Source organism: Streptomyces sp. NPDC023723 (assembly GCF_040639815.1).
Taxonomy (GTDB): domain Bacteria; phylum Actinomycetota; class Actinomycetes; order Streptomycetales; family Streptomycetaceae; genus Streptomyces.
Genome location: NZ_JBFAAP010000007.1, coordinates 227,496 through 243,357, shown reverse-complemented (window position 1 = coordinate 243,357; position 15,862 = coordinate 227,496). Strand labels below are relative to the sequence as shown.

The 15,862-nt window shown below is 72.2% G+C and carries 15 protein-coding genes; 9 read left to right on the top strand and 6 right to left on the bottom strand.

The genetic code is table 11. The features are described 5' to 3' along the window. Positions 1 to 260: 260 nt before the first annotated feature. Complete coding sequence (locus tag AB0G32_RS11680; protein WP_361161585.1) at positions 261 to 554, bottom strand: MTH1187 family thiamine-binding protein; 294 nt, start codon at positions 552 to 554, stop codon at positions 261 to 263. Continuing rightward, a complete protein-coding gene (locus AB0G32_RS11675; protein WP_361161583.1) occupies positions 551 to 895 on the bottom strand; it encodes a DUF3817 domain-containing protein in 345 nt (114 codons plus the stop codon). Before AB0G32_RS11675 ends, AB0G32_RS11680 begins: the two co-directional genes overlap by 4 nt. A 143-nt stretch (positions 896 to 1,038) precedes the next feature. Here AB0G32_RS11675 and AB0G32_RS11670 point away from each other — a divergent pair, with 143 nt between their 5' ends. The 4 genes from AB0G32_RS11670 (at position 1,039) to AB0G32_RS11655 (ending at position 3,668) form a co-directional block, all read left to right on the top strand. Continuing rightward, positions 1,039 to 1,671: an AIM24 family protein gene (locus AB0G32_RS11670; protein WP_361161607.1), complete on the top strand. Its 633-nt coding sequence runs from the start codon at positions 1,039 to 1,041 to the stop codon at positions 1,669 to 1,671. A gap of 1 nt (position 1,672) precedes the next feature. Then, positions 1,673 to 2,323, top strand: coding sequence for an AIM24 family protein (locus tag AB0G32_RS11665; RefSeq protein ID WP_361161605.1), 651 nt, complete (start codon positions 1,673 to 1,675; stop codon positions 2,321 to 2,323). Continuing rightward, positions 2,320 to 3,096: an AIM24 family protein gene (locus AB0G32_RS11660; protein WP_361161582.1), complete on the top strand. Its 777-nt coding sequence runs from the start codon at positions 2,320 to 2,322 to the stop codon at positions 3,094 to 3,096. The genes AB0G32_RS11665 and AB0G32_RS11660 overlap by 4 nt, the downstream gene beginning before the upstream one ends. Before the next feature lie 95 nt (positions 3,097 to 3,191). Continuing rightward, positions 3,192 to 3,668, top strand: a complete 477-nt coding sequence (locus AB0G32_RS11655; protein WP_361161580.1) for a MarR family transcriptional regulator — start codon at positions 3,192 to 3,194, stop codon at positions 3,666 to 3,668. An 8-nt stretch (positions 3,669 to 3,676) separates the two neighbouring features. Here the strand turns inward: AB0G32_RS11655 and AB0G32_RS11650 are convergent, their stop codons facing one another. After that, positions 3,677 to 5,074, bottom strand: coding sequence for a HAMP domain-containing sensor histidine kinase (locus AB0G32_RS11650; protein ID WP_361161579.1), 1,398 nt, complete (start codon positions 5,072 to 5,074; stop codon positions 3,677 to 3,679). Further along, positions 5,071 to 5,736 (bottom strand): response regulator transcription factor, encoded by a 666-nt coding sequence (locus tag AB0G32_RS11645; RefSeq protein WP_361161578.1) that lies wholly within the window; start codon positions 5,734 to 5,736, stop codon positions 5,071 to 5,073. The genes AB0G32_RS11650 and AB0G32_RS11645 overlap by 4 nt, the downstream gene beginning before the upstream one ends. Positions 5,737 to 5,855: 119 nt before the next feature. Here AB0G32_RS11645 and AB0G32_RS11640 point away from each other — a divergent pair, with 119 nt between their 5' ends. Next, a complete protein-coding gene (locus tag AB0G32_RS11640) occupies positions 5,856 to 6,509 on the top strand; it encodes a PepSY domain-containing protein (protein ID WP_361161577.1) in 654 nt (217 codons plus the stop codon). A gap of 41 nt (positions 6,510 to 6,550) precedes the next feature. On the opposite strand, the gene meaB is transcribed toward AB0G32_RS11640, so the two are convergent. Together meaB and AB0G32_RS11630 are read right to left on the bottom strand one after the other, a co-directional pair. Continuing rightward, positions 6,551 to 7,507 (bottom strand): methylmalonyl Co-A mutase-associated GTPase MeaB, encoded by a 957-nt coding sequence (meaB, locus tag AB0G32_RS11635; protein ID WP_361161575.1) that lies wholly within the window; start codon positions 7,505 to 7,507, stop codon positions 6,551 to 6,553. A 23-nt stretch (positions 7,508 to 7,530) separates the two neighbouring features. Continuing rightward, positions 7,531 to 8,730, bottom strand: a complete 1,200-nt coding sequence (locus tag AB0G32_RS11630; protein WP_361161573.1) for an acetyl-CoA C-acetyltransferase — start codon at positions 8,728 to 8,730, stop codon at positions 7,531 to 7,533. Between the two features lie 149 nt (positions 8,731 to 8,879). On the opposite strand from AB0G32_RS11630, the gene mce reads away from it, so the two are divergent. The 4 genes from mce to AB0G32_RS11610 all read left to right on the top strand — a co-directional run bounded on the left by mce (position 8,880) and on the right by AB0G32_RS11610 (position 15,862). Continuing rightward, positions 8,880 to 9,320, top strand: a complete 441-nt coding sequence (gene mce, locus AB0G32_RS11625; RefSeq protein ID WP_361161571.1) for a methylmalonyl-CoA epimerase — start codon at positions 8,880 to 8,882, stop codon at positions 9,318 to 9,320. Positions 9,321 to 9,555: 235 nt separating this feature from the next. Beyond that, entirely contained in the window at positions 9,556 to 13,656 is a 4,101-nt protein-coding gene (gene scy / locus AB0G32_RS11620) for a polarized growth protein Scy (RefSeq protein WP_361161569.1), read from the top strand. Positions 13,657 to 13,863: 207 nt separating this feature from the next. Continuing rightward, complete coding sequence (locus AB0G32_RS11615) at positions 13,864 to 14,799, top strand: cellulose-binding protein (RefSeq protein ID WP_361161568.1); 936 nt, start codon at positions 13,864 to 13,866, stop codon at positions 14,797 to 14,799. Positions 14,800 to 14,893: 94 nt separating this feature from the next. Beyond that, on the top strand, positions 14,894 to 15,862 hold the full coding sequence (locus AB0G32_RS11610) for an ABC transporter ATP-binding protein (protein WP_361161566.1): 969 nt from the start codon (positions 14,894 to 14,896) through the stop codon (positions 15,860 to 15,862).

Genomic DNA, 15,862 nt, shown 5'->3' with positions numbered 1-15,862 from the left:
GAATCGGTCATCTACGGGGGTGAACCGGGTTGACGCGCCAACCGCTGCGGGCGGACACCCCCCACCCCGTCCCCTTCCCGCCGTACGCGAGTGCGGGTACGTACCCACTCGGCCGTGGGGGCCGCCCAACCGCGGGCATTCGTGCCTCCCCCAGTGCCTGAACGGCCTGGGTGGTACCCCCAGGGGCGGCACGGGTGGGCGCGGCGGCACCCGGCCAGCGCCGGGTCGCGCCACGCCCCCGCCCCGGCGCCTGGGCACCGTCACTCCGACAGATGCCGCTCCACCGTCGCCACCTTCGACGTCAGTCCGTCCGTCACGCCGGGGCGGATGTCGGCCTTGAGGACGAGGGAAACCCGCGGTGCCCGCGCCTCCACCGCCGCGACCGCCCGCTTGACGACGTCCATGACCTCGTCCCACTCACCCTCGACGGACGTGAACATCGCGTCGGTACGGTTCGGCAGCCCCGATTCACGGACCACCCGCACCGCGTCGGCCACGTACTCCCCCACGTCCTCACCGACGCCCAGCGGTGTCACCGAGAAGGCGATGATCATGCGTTCACCACCCCTTCCTGGCGGGCGCGGGACGCGATCACCGCGTCCTCGGCCTCGCGCCTCAGCTTCCGCTCGGCGAAGAAGCCGCCGGTGGGCAGCACCGAGAGGACGAAGTAGAGGATGCCGGTGCCCAGGGACCACTTCGCGCGGTTCCACGCGTCCGCCCAGAAGATCACGTACAGGACGAACAGCACGCCGTGCACCATGCCCATCACCGGCACGGCGTTGAAGTCGGTGGTGCGCTTGAGCACCGAGCAGACGAGCAGGAGCAGGAAGGAGATCGCCTCGGGTGCGGACACCAGGCGGAGGCGGCGGAGGGCTGCGGCGGTCTTGAGGTCCACGGGTGGTCACCTTCGGAGGCTTCGGAGGAGAAAGACGTCGACGATCATCTTGTGAATGAGCGCACAAGCGCTTGGCCATTGTGGCAAATCGTCGGCGGGCCCGACCGGGCGGGTGCGGACTCGGTTACCTTCGCAGCGTGGCGATGTTCCGACTTCAGGGCAGCAAGGTGCTCGCCGTCGACATGACCGGAGACGCCGTCAAGGCGAAGAACGGCTCCATGGTCGCGTACGACGGACAGATGAGCTTCAAGAAGCTGAGCGGTGGGGGTGAGGGTCTGCGGGGGATGGTGACGCGGCGGCTCACCGGGGAGCAGATGACCGTGATGGAGGTGAGGGGGCAGGGGACCTGCTGGTTCGCGGACCGGGCGTCCGAGATCAATCTGGTGGCGCTGCGCGGGGACAAGCTGTTCGTCGAGTCCAGCAACTTCCTCGCGGCCGACGCCGGACTGCGGACCGGGACCGAGTTCACCGGGCTGCGCGGGGCCTCGCAGGGCAACGGGCTGTTCACCACGAGCGTCGAGGGGCACGGCCAGGCGGCGATCATGTCGGACGGGCCGGCGGTGGTGCTGCGGGTCAGCGCGCAGTACCCGCTGACGGTCGATCCGGGGGCGTACGTCGCCCACCAGGGGAATCTGCGGCAGTCCTTCCAGTCGGGTGTGACGTTCCGCACAGTGCTGGGCGAGGGCGGCGGGGAGGCTTTCCAGATCCGGTTCGAGGGGGACGGGCTGGTGTACGTGCAGCCGAGTGAGCGGAACACGATCGCGGGGGATGTGTGACGTGGCCTTCCGGGAGATCAATTCCAAGATGGTCGAGGCGACGGTCGTGCCTGGGCAGCGGTTGTTCAGTCAGCGGGGGGCCATGCTCGCCTACCGGGGCGATGTGTCGTTCACACCGAACCTGATCGGCGGGCAGGGCGGGGTCATGTCGATGATCGGGCGGCGGGTGGCCAACGAGGACACCCCGCTGATGACCGTCGAGGGCAGCGGGACCGTGCTGTTCGGGCACGGCGGGCACCATGTGCAGGTGATCCAGTTGACGGGGGACACCCTGTACGTGGAGGCGGACCGGCTGCTCGCCTTCGAGGGGACCCTGGAGCAGGGGACCGTGTTCCTGGGGGCGCAGGGCGGGGTCATGGGGATGGTGCGGGGGCAGGTCAGCGGGCAGGGGCTGTTCACCACCTCGCTGAAGGGGCACGGCGGCGTGGCCGTCATGGCGCACGGGGGTGTGATCGAGGTGCCGATCGTGCCGGGGCGTCCAGTCCATGTCGATCCGCAGGCGTATGTCGCTCATCACGGTGACGTACGGAACAAGCTGTCCACGGCGCTGGGCTGGCGGGACATGGTGGGGCGCGGGTCCGGAGAGGCGTTCCAGCTGGAGCTGAGCGGGAGTGGTGCGGTGTTCGTGCAGGCGTCGGAGGAGAAGCTGTGAGCGTGGTCCAGCATGACGCGGCGACGCTGCCGGTCGACGACAACGTCAACCCGTACACCTTCTGTGTGGAGCTGAAGGGGAGCCAGTGGTTCCTCCAGAAGGGGAAGATGATCGCCTACTACGGGACGATCGACTTCAACGGGATCGGGCACGGGCGGCTGGACCGGCTGGTGAGGTCCTCGTTCCATTCGCCTTTGCACGCCAGTGACTGGGTGGTGGCGGAGGGGTCGGGGAAGATGCTCCTCGCCGACCGGGCCTTCGATGTCAATTCCTTCGACCTGGAGGACGGCAATCTGACCATTCGCTCGGGCAACTTGCTTGCTTTTCAGCCAAGTCTCGCGCTCAAGCAGTCGATCGTGCCGGGGTTCCTGACGCTGATCGGGACCGGGAAGTTCGTGGCCGCCTCCAACGGGCCGGTGGTGTTCATGGAACCGCCGCTGCGGGTGGACCCGCAGGCGCTGGTCGGCTGGGCCGACTGCCCCTCGCCGTGCCACCACTACGACCACGGATACATGACCGGGCTGATGGGCGGCCTACGTGCGATGACGGGGCTGGGCGGGGCCTCCGGGGAGGAGCACCAGTTCGAGTTCGTGGGCGCCGGGACGGTGCTGCTTCAGTCGAGTGAGGCGCTGATGGCGGAGCAGCCGGTCGGCGGCACTCCGCAGCAGCCGGGAGTGCCGGGCGGCGGCGGGCACGGGGCGCAGAGCGCCGGGTCCGGGGCACCGCGTCTTCCCGGACAGCTCGGTGACCTCCAGCGCCGCTTCGGGCTGTGAGCGGTACCCTGCGGAGGGTGACGTCGAACGCGTGCGCACCGAGACCGGGTCACTGTTACTAGTTCGCATTTCAACATCTTAGGTAGACTTCATCCATGGAGACCGAGACGGCCACCCGCTGGCTGAACGATGCGGAGCAGTCCGCCTGGCGCACCCACCTGGAGGTCAACAAGCTGCTGACCTACCAGCTCGAGAAGGACCTTCAGCCGTTCGGCCTGACCATGAACGACTACGAGATCCTGGTGAACCTCTCCGAGTCGCAGGACGTGCGGATGCGGATGAGCGACCTCGCCACCGCCACCCTCCAGTCCAAGAGCCGCCTCTCGCACCAGATCACCCGCATGGAGAACGCCGACCTCGTGCGGCGGGAGAACTGCGAGTCCGACCGCCGGGGGCTGTACGCGGTGCTCACCGAGCACGGCATGGAGACGATGCGCAAGGTCGCGCCGCACCATGTGGCGTCCGTGCGCAAGCACTTCATCGACCTGCTCTCCCCCGAGGCGCTGACCGAGCTGGACAAGGCACTGCGGCCCATCGCGGACCATCTGCGGGGGCAGCGCGGCCGTCCCTGACGGCCGGTCTAGACGGCGGGCAGCCGGAGTTCGAACAGGGCGCCGCCCTGCGGGGCCTCACGGACCGTGAGGGTGCCGTCGTGCCGGGCGGCGACGTCCCGGGCGATGGCGAGGCCGAGTCCGGCGCCGCCGTCGTCGCGGCTGCGGGCCGCGTCCAGGCGTACGAAGCGTTCGAAGATCCGGTCCCGGTCGGCGGCGGGGACGCCCTCGCCGTCGTCGGCGACGGCGAGTACGGCCGTGCCGCCCTCGCGCCGTACCGAGACCTCGGTGGCGGACCGCGCGTGCCGCTGGGCGTTGTCCAGCAGGTTCCCGAGCACCCGGCCGAGCTGGCCGCGCGAGCCCGCCACCGTCACGTCCGCCGCGATGCGCACGGTGACCCCGGACCGTCCCCCGGCCTCCTCCCGGGCCAGCGCGGCCAGGTCGACCCGGGCGTCGGCCGGCCGCTCCCCCGCGTCCAGCCGGGCGAGCAGCAGCAGGTCGGCGGCGAGCCGCTGGAGCCGTACGGTGTCCGCCACCGCGCCGTCGACGTCCAGCAACTCGGGGTGCGCGGCGCCCACTTCGAGCTGGGTGCGCAAGGACGCGATGGGGCTGCGCAGTTCGTGGGAGGCGTCCGCGACGAAACGGCGCTGGCGTTCCACCGAGGTCTGGAGCGCGGACAGGGTCTCGTTGGTGGTCAGGGCGAGGCGGGCGACCTCGTCGTGGGTGGCGGGCACCGGGACCCGGCGGGCCAGGTCGGCGGAGGCGGTGATCGCGGCCATCTCGCGCCGGATGCCCTCCACCGGGCGCAGGGCGCGCCGGGTGACCAGCCAGGTCACGGCGGCGACCACGGCCGCGAGGCACGGGAAGCCGATCAGCATGACGGTCAGCGCGGTGCGTACGGCCCCGTGCTCGGCGGAGAGCGGGGAGCCCGCGTGCACGGTGAGGGTGCCGCGGTCGTCCGTCTCCACGGTGACGGCGGCGAAGCGGTAGTCCTCCGTCTCGCCGTCGATCGTCGCGGAACCGTCGGTGACGGTGGTCCGCCCCCCGATCTCACCGGGTTCCAGCTCCTCGTCGTCCTCGTCCTCCCGGTCGCCCCGGCCGGCCGCCGGGCTCGGGCTTACGTCGTCCACCCCCGTGCCGCTGATCCGCTCCAGGTCCTCGCTGGCGGCGACCAGGACGCCGTCCTCGTCGGTCACCTGCACCGGCCGGTCGTCCACGTCCAGCGACAGGTCGTCGTAGCGGGTGCCGGCGGCGAGCTGGGCGGCCACCTCGCGGGCGGAGCGCTCGGCCGAGGTGCCGGCCTCGCCGAGCAGGTTCGAGCGCAGCGACAGCAGTACGGCGGTGCCGGCGGCGACCAGCGCCACCGCGACCACCAGGGTGGCGGCCAGCGTCGCGCGGGCCCGGACGGAGCCGAACAGGCGGCTCACCGGCCCGCCTCCAGGCGGTACCCGGCGCCGCGCACGGTCACGATGAGCCCGGCCCGCAGCTTGCGCCGCAGCGTGCTGACGTACACCTCGACGATGTTGGGGTCGCCCTCGTAGGCGAAGTCCCAGACGTGTTCGAGGATCTCGCCCTTGGAGACCACTTCGCCGGGGCGCAGGACCAGTTGTTCCAGTACGGCGAACTCGCGGGCGGTGAGCGTCACTTCGTCGTCGGCGAGGAAGACCCGGCGGGCGGCCGTGTCGACCCTCAGGTCCCCGTGCTCGTGCACGGGCGAGGCCCCGGCGCTCTGCCGGCGGCGCAGCAGCGCCTTGATCCGGGCGACCAGGACGACGTACGAGAACGGTTTGGTGAGGTAGTCGTCGGCGCCGGTGTCCAGGCCCTCCGCCTCGTCGTACTCGCCGTCCTTGGCGGTCAGCATCAGGATCGGCACCTCGTGGCCGGCGGCGCGCAGGGCGGCGCAGACCCGGTAGCCGTTCAGGCCGGGCAGCATGATGTCGAGGATCAGGAGGTCGTACGGGGTCTCGGTGGCCCGGTGCAGGCCCTCCCGGCCGTCGTGCACCACGTCCACCGCGTAGCCCTCGGCGGTCAGGCCCTTGGCCAGCGACAGGGCCAGTCTTTTCTCGTCCTCGACGATCAGCAGGCGCATGCGTCCAGGGTGACGCACCCGACCTGAAGATCTCTTCAGGCTGCTTCAGCTTCCCCTCAGCGTCGGTCCCCGACAGTGAAGCCACATCAGTTCGAACGAACCGACTCGGAGGACATCTCATGAAGCGCAACATCGTCATCGCCGCCGTCACGGCCGCCGCGCTGATCGGCGGCGGCACGGTCACGGCGGTCGCGGTCGGCGGGGACAGCGGGAACGGCGGGACGGCTGGGACCGCCGGGACTGCCGGGACCGCCGGGACCGCGGACCGGAGTGCGAGCGTCCGGTCGGCCGGCTCCGGGGTGACGGCGGCCCAGGCGATCGCCGCCGCGCTGAAGGACACCGCCGGCACGGCCGTCTCGGCCGAACTGGACGACGCGGACGACGACGAGGGCGAGACCGCGGCCTGGGACATCGGCATCCTGGGCGGCGACGGCACCTGGCACAGCGTGCGGATCGACCCCGCCGACGGCACGGTCCTCGGCTCGTACACCGACGCCGACGAGGACGACACGGCCGAGGTCCGGGCGGCGCTGAAGGGCACCTCCGTCACCGCCGCCGAGGCGGCCGAGGCGGCGGCCGGCAAGGGCACGGTGACCTCCGTCGACCTGGACGACGACGGCCGGGACAAGGGCTGGGAGGTCGAGACGCGCACCTCCGGCGGCGGCGAGCGGGACTGGGTGGTCGCCGCGGGCTCGGGCAAGGTGACGGCCGATCACCCGGACGACGACGGTGCCGACGACGACGCCGACGACGCGGCCGACTCCGACGACTGACGGCCGCCGGGGCGGTGACGGGCGTCGCCCCGTCACCCCCGTCACCCCTCCGTGATCCCCGCCACCAGTTCGTCCGCCGCCCGGTAGGGATCCAGTTCGCCCGCCACGATCCGTTCCGCCAGCGCGCCCAGGCGGCGGTCTCCGTGCAGGTCGCCGATGCGCCGGCGCAGGGCCGTCACCGCGAGGGTCTCGACCTCGCGGGCGGCGCGGGAGTGGCGGCGCTCGGTGAGGACGCCGCGCTCCTCCATCCAGGCCCGGTGCTTCTCCAGGGCCTCGACGACCTCGTCGGTGCCCTCGCCGCGGGACGCGACCGTCTTGACGATGGGCGGGCGCCAGTCGCCGGGGGCGCGGGACTCGCCGAGGCCGAGCATGTGGTTCAGTTCGCGCGCGGTGGCGTCCGCGCCGTCCCGGTCGGCCTTGTTGACGACGTAGACGTCGCCGATCTCCAGGATGCCGGCCTTGGCGGCCTGGATGCCGTCGCCCATGCCGGGGGCGAGCAGGACGACGGAGGTGTCGGCCTGGGAGGCGATCTCCACCTCCGACTGGCCGACGCCGACCGTCTCCACCAGGATCACCTCGCAGCCGGCCGCGTCCAGCACCCGGATCGCCTGCGGCGCGGCCCAGGCGAGGCCGCCCAGGTGGCCCCGGGTGGCCATGGAGCGGATGTAGACGCCCGGGTCGGAGACGTGGTCGGACATCCGGATCCGGTCGCCGAGCAGGGCGCCGCCGGAGAAGGGGGAGGACGGGTCGACGGCCAGCACGCCGACCCGTCTGCCCTGCTTGCGGTAGGCCGTCACCAGCGCCGAGGTCGAGGTCGACTTGCCGACGCCCGGTGATCCGGTCAGGCCGACGACGTAGGCCCCGCCGGTGAGCGGGGCCAGCGCCGCCATCACCTCCCGCAGTTGCGGGGACGCCCCCTCGACCAGGGAGATCAGCCGGGCCACGGCGCGTGGGTGGCCCTCCCTGGCCCGGGCCACCAGCGCGGGGACGTCCTGCATGCGTACAGCTCCCTTCGGAACGGTCAGGCCCTGGGTACCCGGACGATCAGCGCGTCACCCTGGCCGCCGCCGCCGCACAGCGCCGCCGCGCCGGTGCCGCCGCCGCGCCGCTTCAGTTCCAGGGCCAGGTGCAGCACCAGGCGGGCGCCGGACATGCCGATGGGGTGGCCGAGGGCGATGGCGCCGCCGTTCACGTTCACCTTTTCGGTGGAGATGCCGAGGTCCTTCATTGACTGCGCGGCGACCGCCGCGAACGCCTCGTTGATCTCGATCAGGTCGAGGTCGGAGACGTCCAGGCCCTCCTTGGCGAGCGCGTGCCGGATCGCGTTCGACGGCTGCGACTGCAAAGAGTTGTCCGGGCCGGCGACGTTTCCGTGGGCGCCGATCTCGGCCAGCCAGTCCAGGCCCAGCTCCTCGGCCTTGGCCCTGCTCATCACGACCACGGCCGCCGCGCCGTCGGAGATCTGCGAGGCGGAGCCGGCCGTGATCGTGCCGTCCTTCGTGAACGCGGGGCGCAGCCGGCCGAGCGACTCGGCGGTGGTGTCGGGGCGGATGCCCTCGTCAGTGGCGCACAGCACCGGGTCGCCCTTGCGCTGCGGAATCTCCACCGGCGTGATCTCGGCCTCGAAGATCCCGTTCTTCTGCGCGGCGGCGGCCCGCTGGTGGGAGAGGGCGGCGATCTCGTCCTGCTCGGCGCGGCCGAGGCCGAGGCGGGTGTTGTGCTTCTCGGTGGACTCGCCCATCGCGATGTTCTCGAAGGCATCGGTCAGACCGTCGTACGCCATCGCGTCGAGCATCTCGATCGCGCCGTACTTGAAGCCCTCGCGGGACTTCGGCAGCAGATGCGGGGCGTTGGTCATGGACTCCTGGCCGCCGGCCACCACGATGTCGAACTCGCCGGCCCGGATCAGCTGGTCGGCCAGCGCGATCGCGTCGAGGCCGGAGAGGCAGACCTTGTTGACGGTCAGCGCCGGCACGTTCATCGGGATGCCGGCCTTGACGGCGGCCTGCCGGGCCGGGATCTGGCCGGCGCCGGCCTGGAGCACCTGGCCCATGATCACGTACTGGACCTGGTCGCCGCCGATCCCCGCCCGGTCGAGCGCGGCCTTGATGGCGAAGCCGCCGAGGTCGGCGCCGGAGAAGGACTTCAGCGAGCCGAGCAGACGCCCCATCGGCGTCCGCGCACCCGCCACGATCACCGAGCTGTTCGAGGTGGAAGACATGAGCTGCGATCTCCTTTTCCGGCCCGCACTGGCCGAGGAGTGAACGAGGGTTTACTCGAAGGTACCGACCGGTATGGCAGCCGTCACCGTGCCGTCGGTGTGATCGCGCGCACGTTGCGTAACCGTCCGATCGGCGCTGCACTGAACCCATGCTGACGCGAATCGACCACATCGGGATCGCCTGTCATGACCTCGACGCGACTGTCGAGTTCTACCGGACCACCTACGGTTTCGCGGTGACCCACACCGAGGTGAACGAGGAGCAGGGCGTGCGCGAGGCCATGCTCAAGATCAACGATACGTCGGACGGAGGCTCGTCGTACCTTCAGCTGCTCGAGCCGACCCGCGAGGACTCGGCGGTGGGCAAATGGCTGGCCAAGAACGGGCAGGGCGTGCATCACATCGCCTTCGGCACGGCGGACGTCGACACGGACGCGGCCGGCATCCGGGAGAAGGGCGTGCGGGTGCTGTACGACGAGCCGCGACGCGGTTCGATGGGGTCGCGGATCACCTTCCTGCACCCAAAGGACTGCCACGGCGTACTCACAGAACTGGTCACATCGGCGGCTGTTGAGTCACCTGAGCACTGACCCCCGTACATAGAGGCCGGTAGGGTTGGGTGCGGTCGCCGCTCGATCCAGGGTGACCCGGCCCCGTCGGCAGCGGTGGGGCCATTGCCGGGGTCCGGGTTTCGGGGGACGAGCGCCGGGGCAGCAGCACATGCTCCGCCGTTGATCTGACACCATTCCCCGGGGGCCCCGTTCGGCGGACGGTCGGGGTTCGTTCGTCAGAGTGTTGCGACCAGGGGACGGATGGGACCGCGCAGTGCGGGGCTACGAGAGCCAGGAGCGAGAGCCGGCGGCTGACGTCGACCACCTCTCTCGGTTCGAGGCCGAGATGAAGCGGCTGAAGACCGAGCGGGAAAAGGCGATCCAGCACGCCGAGGACCTCGGCTACCAGGTCGAGGTGCTGCGCGCCAAGCTGCACGAGGCGCGGCGCACCATCATGTCCCGGCCCGCCTTCGACGGCGGCGATCTCGGGTACCAGGCCGAGCAGTTGCTGCGCCAGGCGCAGGTGCAGGCCGACCAGATCCGGACGGATGCCGAGCGGGAGCTGAGCCAGGCCCGGGCGCAGACCCAGCGGATCCTTCAGGAGCACGCCGAGCAGGCGGCCCGGCTCCAGGCGGAGCTGCACCAGGAGGCGGTGACCCGGCGCCAGCAGCTCGACCAGGAGCTGGCCGAGCGCCGGCAGACCGTCGAGTCGCACGTCAACGAGAACGTGGCGTGGGCCGAGCAGCTGCGGGCCCGCACCGAGTCGCAGGCCCGCCGGCTGCTCGACGAGTCCCGCGCGGAGGCCGAGCAGGCGCTCGGCGCGGCCCGCGCGGAGGCCGAGCGGCTGACCGCCGAGGCCCGGCAGCGGCTGCGCGGCGAGGCGGAGTCCGCCCGCGCGGAGGCCGAGCAGTTGCTGCGCCGCGCCCGCGCGGACGCCGAGCGGCTGCTGAACGCCGCGTCGAACCAGGCCCAGGAGGCCACCGACCACGCCGAGCGGCTGCGCAGCTCCACCGCCAGCGAGTCGGAGGACGCCCGGCGCCGGGCCCAGGAGCTGAGCCGGGCCGCCGAGCAGCGGATGACCGAGGCCGAGGAGGCGCTGCGCAAGGCGCAGAGCGAGGCCCAGAAGCTGGTCACCGAGGCCGAGGAGGCCGCGGCCAAGGCGCTGACCAGTGCCGAGGCGGCCAACGAGACCCGGACCCGGACCGCCAAGGAGCAGGTCGCCCGGCTGGTCGGCGAGGCCACCAAGGAGGCCGAGTCCACCAAGGAGGAGGCCGAGCAGCTCGTCGCGGACGCCCGCGCCGAGGCCGAGAAGATCGTCGCCGAGGCCGCCGAGAAGGCCCGCACGATCACCGCCGAGGAGACCGCGAGCCAGCTGTCCAAGGCGGCCCGCACCGCGGAGGACGTACTCAACAAGGCGTCCGAGGAGGCCAAGCGGACCACCAGGGCGGCCACCGAGGAGGCCGAGCGGATCCGCACCGAGGCGGAGGCCGAGGCGGACCGGCTGCGCGCCGAGGCGCACGACATCGCCGAGGAACTCAAGGGCGCGGCCAAGGACGACACCAAGGAGTACCGGGCCAAGACGGTCGAGCTCCAGGAGGAGGCGCGGCGGCTGCGCGGCGAGGCCGAGCAGTTGCGCGCCGACGCGGTCGCCGAGGGCGAGAAGATCCGCGCGGAGGCCCGCAAGGAGGCCGTCCAGCAGATCGAGGAGGCGGCCGGGTCCGCCGAGGAACTGCTCGCCAAGGCCAGGGCGGACGCCGAGGAGCTGCGGCAGACCGCGACCACGGACAGCGAGAAGGTCCGCACCGAGGCGATCGAGCGGGCCACGACGCTGCGCCGGCAGGCCGAGGAGACCCTGGAGCGCACCCGCGCGGAGGCCGAGCGGCAGCGCGAGGAGGCCGTCGAGGCGGCCGAGGCACTGCGGTCGGACGCCGAGCGGGCCGCCGCCGGGCTGCGCGAGGAGACCGAGCGGGGCATCGAGGCCCGCAAGGCGGACGCCGCCGAGGAGCTGACCCGGCTCCAGACCGAGGCCGAGGAGCGGCTCGCCGCCGCCGAGCAGGCGCTGACCGAGGCCCGCGAGGAGGCCGGACGGATCCGCCGGGAGGCCGCCGAGGAGGCCGAGCGGCAGCGCGCCGAGGCCGCCGAGCGGATCCGCACCCTCCAGCAGCAGGCCGAGGAGGAGGCGGAGCGGCTGCGCACCGAGGCCGCCGCCGACGCGTCGGCGTCCCGCGCGGAGGGCGAGTCCGTCGCCGTACGGCTGCGCACCGAGGCGGCGAGCGAGGCCGAGCGGCTGAAGTCGGAGGCGCAGGAGAGCGCCGACCGGGTGCGGGCGGAGGCGCAGAGCGCCGCCGAGCGGCTCGCCGCCGAGGCGTCCGAGACGCTGGCCGCCGCCCAGGAGGAGGCCGCCCGGCGCCGCCGCGAGGCGGAGGAACTGCTCGGCTCGGCCCGCGAGGAGGCCGGGCAGGAGCGCGAGCGGGCCCGCGAGCAGAGCGAGGAACTGCTCGCCTCGGCGCGCAACCGGGTCGAGGAGGCGCAGGCCGAGGCGGTCCGGCTGGTCGAGGAGGCGGACCGGCGGGCCACCGAGATGGTGTCGGCGGCCGAACAGCACGCCGGCCAGGTACGGGAGTCCGTCGCCGGGCTGCACGAGCAGGCCCAGGAGGAGATCACCGGGCTGCGCAGCGCCGCCGAGCACGCGGCGGACCGCACCCGGCGCGAGGCCGAACAGGAGGCGGACCGGGTCCGTGCCGACGCCTACGCCGAGCGGGAGCGGGCCGGCGAGGACGCCACCCGGCTGCGGCGCGAGGCGCAGGAGGAGACCGAGGCGGCCAAGACGCTCGCCGAGCGGACCGTGTCCGAGGCGATCACCGAGGCCGACCGGGTCCGCGCGGACGTCGCCGAGCACGCCCAGCGGGTGCGCACCGAGGCGTCCGACGCGATCGCCGAGGCCGAGCAGAGCGCGGCCCGCACCCGGGCGGACGCCCGCGAGGACGCCAACCGGATGCGTTCCGACGCGGCGACGCAGGCGGACACCCTCATCACCGAGGCCCGGTCCGAGGCCGAGCGGCTGACCACGGAGACGGTCACCGAGACCGACCGGCTGCGCGCCGAGACGGTCGCCGAGACCGACCGGCTGCGGGCCGCGGCGGCGGCCGCGCTCGCCGAGGCCGAGGAGGCGGCCGGCCGGGCCCGGGCCGAGGCCCGGGAGGACGCCAACCGGCTGCGGTCGGACGCGGCCGAGCAGGCGGACCGGCTGATCACCGAGGCCCGGTCCGAGGCGGAGAAGCTGACCACGGACACCCTCAACGACACCGACCGGCTGCGTACCGAGACGGTGGCGGAGGCCGAGCGGGTGCGCACCGAGGCGCTGGCCGAGGCCGACCGGGTGCTCGCGGACGCCGCCGGGGAGGCGGAGCGGCTGCGGGCCGAGGCCGCCGAGACGGTGGGCTCCGCGCAGCAGCACGCCGAGCGGGTGCGCACCGAGGCCCAGCGGGTCAAGGCCGCGGCGGCGGCGGAGGCCGAGCGGATGACGACGGCCGCCCGCGAGGAGTCCGAACGCGCCCTGGACGAGGCCCGCAAGGAGGCCAACAAGCGGCGCTCGGAGGCCGCCGAACAGGTCGACACGCTCATCACGGAGACCACCGCCGAGGCCGACAAGCTGCTCACCGAGGCCCGGCAGCAGGCCCAGCAGACCACCGCGGACGCGGAGGGTCAGGCCGACACGATGGTCGGCGTGGCCCGCTCGGAGGCCGACCGGATCGTGGCCGAGGCGACGGTCGAGGGCAACTCCCGGGTGGAGCAGGCCCGTACGGACGCCGACGAACTGCTGGTCGGCGCCCGCCGGGACGCCACCGCGATCCGGGAGCGCGCGGAGGAACTGCGCGACCGGCTGACCGGTGAGATCGAGGAACTGCACGAGCGGGCCCGGCGCGAGGCCGCCGAGACCATGAAGTCGGCCGGCGACCGCTGCGACGCGCTGATCAAGGCCGCCGAGGAGCAGCTCGCCAAGGCGGAGGCCAAGGCCAAGGAGCTGGTCTCGGAGGCCAACTCCGAGGCGGGCAAGGTCCGGATCGCCGCGGTCAAGAAGGCCGAGGGGCTGCTGAAGGAGGCCGAGCAGAAGAAGGCCAGGCTGGTCAAGGAGGCCGAGGAGCTGAAGGCCGAGGCGGTCCGCGAGGCACGGCGTACGGTGGACGAGGGCAAACGCGAACTGGAGCTGCTGGTCCGGCGCCGCGAGGACATCAACACGGAGATCTCACGGGTGCAGGACGTGCTGGAGGCGCTGGAGTCCTTCGAGGCGCCGGCCGCGGGCAAGGACAACGGAGTCAAGGCCTCGGCGACGGTTGGAGCTCCCCGTTCGGGTGGCAAGTCGTCAGACGGGTAGCGTGCGGAGCGGATTCGGTGTTCCCTGGGACCTTTGGCTGAGACTCATGGCTGGACCTTTGACCAAGACTTTGGCAAGCCACCGGCGTGTCCGCCACTCAAAAGAGGTGTCATTTTCCAGATCAAACACGTATCCGCTCGATGACACACCGCATTGGCCCCTAGGATTCCACCTATCACCTCACCGGTCTCATTCGACAGGAACCCCATGAGCGACACTTCCCCCTACGGCTTCGAGCTTGTGCGGCGTGGGTACGACCGCGCTCAGGTGGACGAACGTATCTCCAAGCTCGTCTCCGACCGTGACAGCGCCCTGTCCCGCATCACCGCTCTGGAAAAGCGCATCGAGGAACTCCACCTCGAAACCCAGAACGCCCAGGCCCAGGTCACCGACGCGGAGCCGTCGTACGCCGGGCTCGGCGCGCGGGTCGAGAAGATCCTGCGGCTCGCCGAGGAAGAGGCGAAGGACCTGCGCGAGGAGGCCCGGCGCGCGGCGGAGCAGCACCGCGAGCTGGCCGAATCGGCGGCCCAGCAGGTGCGCAACGACGCCGAGTCGTACGCGACCGACCGCAAGGCCAAGGCGGAGGACGAGGGCGTCCGGATCGTCGAGAAGGCCAAGAGTGACGCCTCCCAGCTGCGGGCCGAGGCGCAGAAGGACGCGCAGTCCAAGCGGGAGGAGGCGGACGCCCTCTTCGAGGAGACCCGCGCCAAGGCCGCGCAGGCCGCCGCCGACTTCGAGACCAACCTCGCCAAGCGCCGCGAGCAGTCCGAGCGGGACCTGGCCTCCCGTCAGGCCAAGGCCGAGAAGCGGCTCGCGGAGATCGAGCACCGCGCGGAGCAGCTCCGCCTGGAGGCGGAGAAGCTGCGCACGGACGCCGAGCGCCGCGCCCGGCAGACGGTGGAGACCGCGCAGCGCCAGTCCGAGGACATCGTGGCCGACGCCAACGCCAAGGCCGACCGCATCCGTTCGGAGTCCGAGCGCGAGCTGGCCGCCCTCACCAACCGCCGCGACTCCATCAACGCGCAGCTCACCAACGTGCGCGAGATGCTGGCGACCCTCACGGGCGCCGCGGTGGCCGCCGCCGGTTCGCCGGCCGATGACGAGCCGATCTCCCGCGGGGTGCCCGCCCAGCAGTCCCGCTGACCTCGCACCGGCGTCCCGGTCCGGGTCAGATCATTGACGTAGCCCTCTGCCACTGGGGTGGCAGAGGGCTACGTCGCGTTCTAGCGTGGGCGGCATGATCGAGCTCGAGGGGCTGACCAAGCGGTACGGCGAGAAGGTGGCGGTCGACAACCTGTCCTTCACCGTCAGACCGGGGATCATCACGGGCTTCCTCGGGCCCAACGGCGCGGGCAAGTCGACGACCATGCGGATGGTGCTGGGCCTGGACCGGCCGACCGCCGGGGACGTCCGCATCGACGGCAAGCACTACGACCAGCTGAGGAACCCGCTCACCTGTATCGGCGCGCTGCTGGACGCCAAGGCGACGCACGGCGGCCGCAGCGCCTACCACCACCTGCTGTGCCTGGCGCAGGCCAACGGCATTCCGGCGCGGCGGGTGCACGAGGTGCTGGACACGGTCGGGCTGACGGCGGTGGCGAAGAAGAAGGCCAAGGGGTTCTCGCTCGGCATGGGGCAGCGGCTCGGCATCGCGGGCGCGCTGCTCGGCGATCCCCGCATCCTGATGTTCGACGAGCCGGTCAACGGCCTGGACCCCGAGGGCATCCACTGGATCCGGAACCTGATGAAGACGCTGGCGGGGCAGGGGCGGACCGTGTTCGTGTCCAGTCACCTGATGAGCGAGATGGCGCTGACCGCCGACCATCTGGTCGTCATCGGGCAGGGCCGGCTGCTGGCCGACACCTCGATGGCCCAGTTCATCGCGGAGAACTCGCGCTCCTACGTCCGTATCCGCACTCCGCAGCGGGAACGGCTGCTTGACGCGCTGTCCGGCGCCGGGATCGAGGTGGCGGGGAGCGGCGGCGAGGCGCTGGAGGTGGACGGCGACAAGGCCGAGACCATCGGTGAGCTGGCCGCGCGGCACCAGATCACGCTGCACGAGCTGAGTCCCCAGCGGGCCTCCCTGGAGGAGGCGTTCATGCAGCTGACGGCGGAGTCGGTGGAGTACCACGCGCACGACGGGCAGCCGCCCGCGCAGCGGCAGCCGCAGCAGCAGCCCTGGGGCAGCGACTGGAGGAAGGGATGA

Excerpts from the sequence above, each read along its gene's own strand:
- AB0G32_RS11680 (WP_361161585.1), bottom strand. The coding sequence starts at position 554 with ATGATCATCGCCTTCTCGGTGACACCGCTGGGCGTCGGTGAGGACGTG.
- AB0G32_RS11670 (WP_361161607.1), top strand. The coding sequence starts at position 1,039 with ATGTTCCGACTTCAGGGCAGCAAGGTGCTCGCCGTCGACATGACCGGA.
- AB0G32_RS11655 (WP_361161580.1), top strand. The coding sequence starts at position 3,192 with ATGGAGACCGAGACGGCCACCCGCTGGCTGAACGATGCGGAGCAGTCC.
- AB0G32_RS11645 (WP_361161578.1), bottom strand. The coding sequence starts at position 5,736 with ATGCGCCTGCTGATCGTCGAGGACGAGAAAAGACTGGCCCTGTCGCTG.
- AB0G32_RS11640 (WP_361161577.1), top strand. The coding sequence starts at position 5,856 with ATGAAGCGCAACATCGTCATCGCCGCCGTCACGGCCGCCGCGCTGATC.
- meaB (WP_361161575.1), bottom strand. The coding sequence starts at position 7,507 with ATGCAGGACGTCCCCGCGCTGGTGGCCCGGGCCAGGGAGGGCCACCCA.
- AB0G32_RS11630 (WP_361161573.1), bottom strand. The coding sequence starts at position 8,730 with ATGTCTTCCACCTCGAACAGCTCGGTGATCGTGGCGGGTGCGCGGACG.
- mce (WP_361161571.1), top strand. The coding sequence starts at position 8,880 with ATGCTGACGCGAATCGACCACATCGGGATCGCCTGTCATGACCTCGAC.
- AB0G32_RS11615 (WP_361161568.1), top strand. The coding sequence starts at position 13,864 with ATGAGCGACACTTCCCCCTACGGCTTCGAGCTTGTGCGGCGTGGGTAC.
- AB0G32_RS11610 (WP_361161566.1), top strand. The coding sequence starts at position 14,894 with ATGATCGAGCTCGAGGGGCTGACCAAGCGGTACGGCGAGAAGGTGGCG.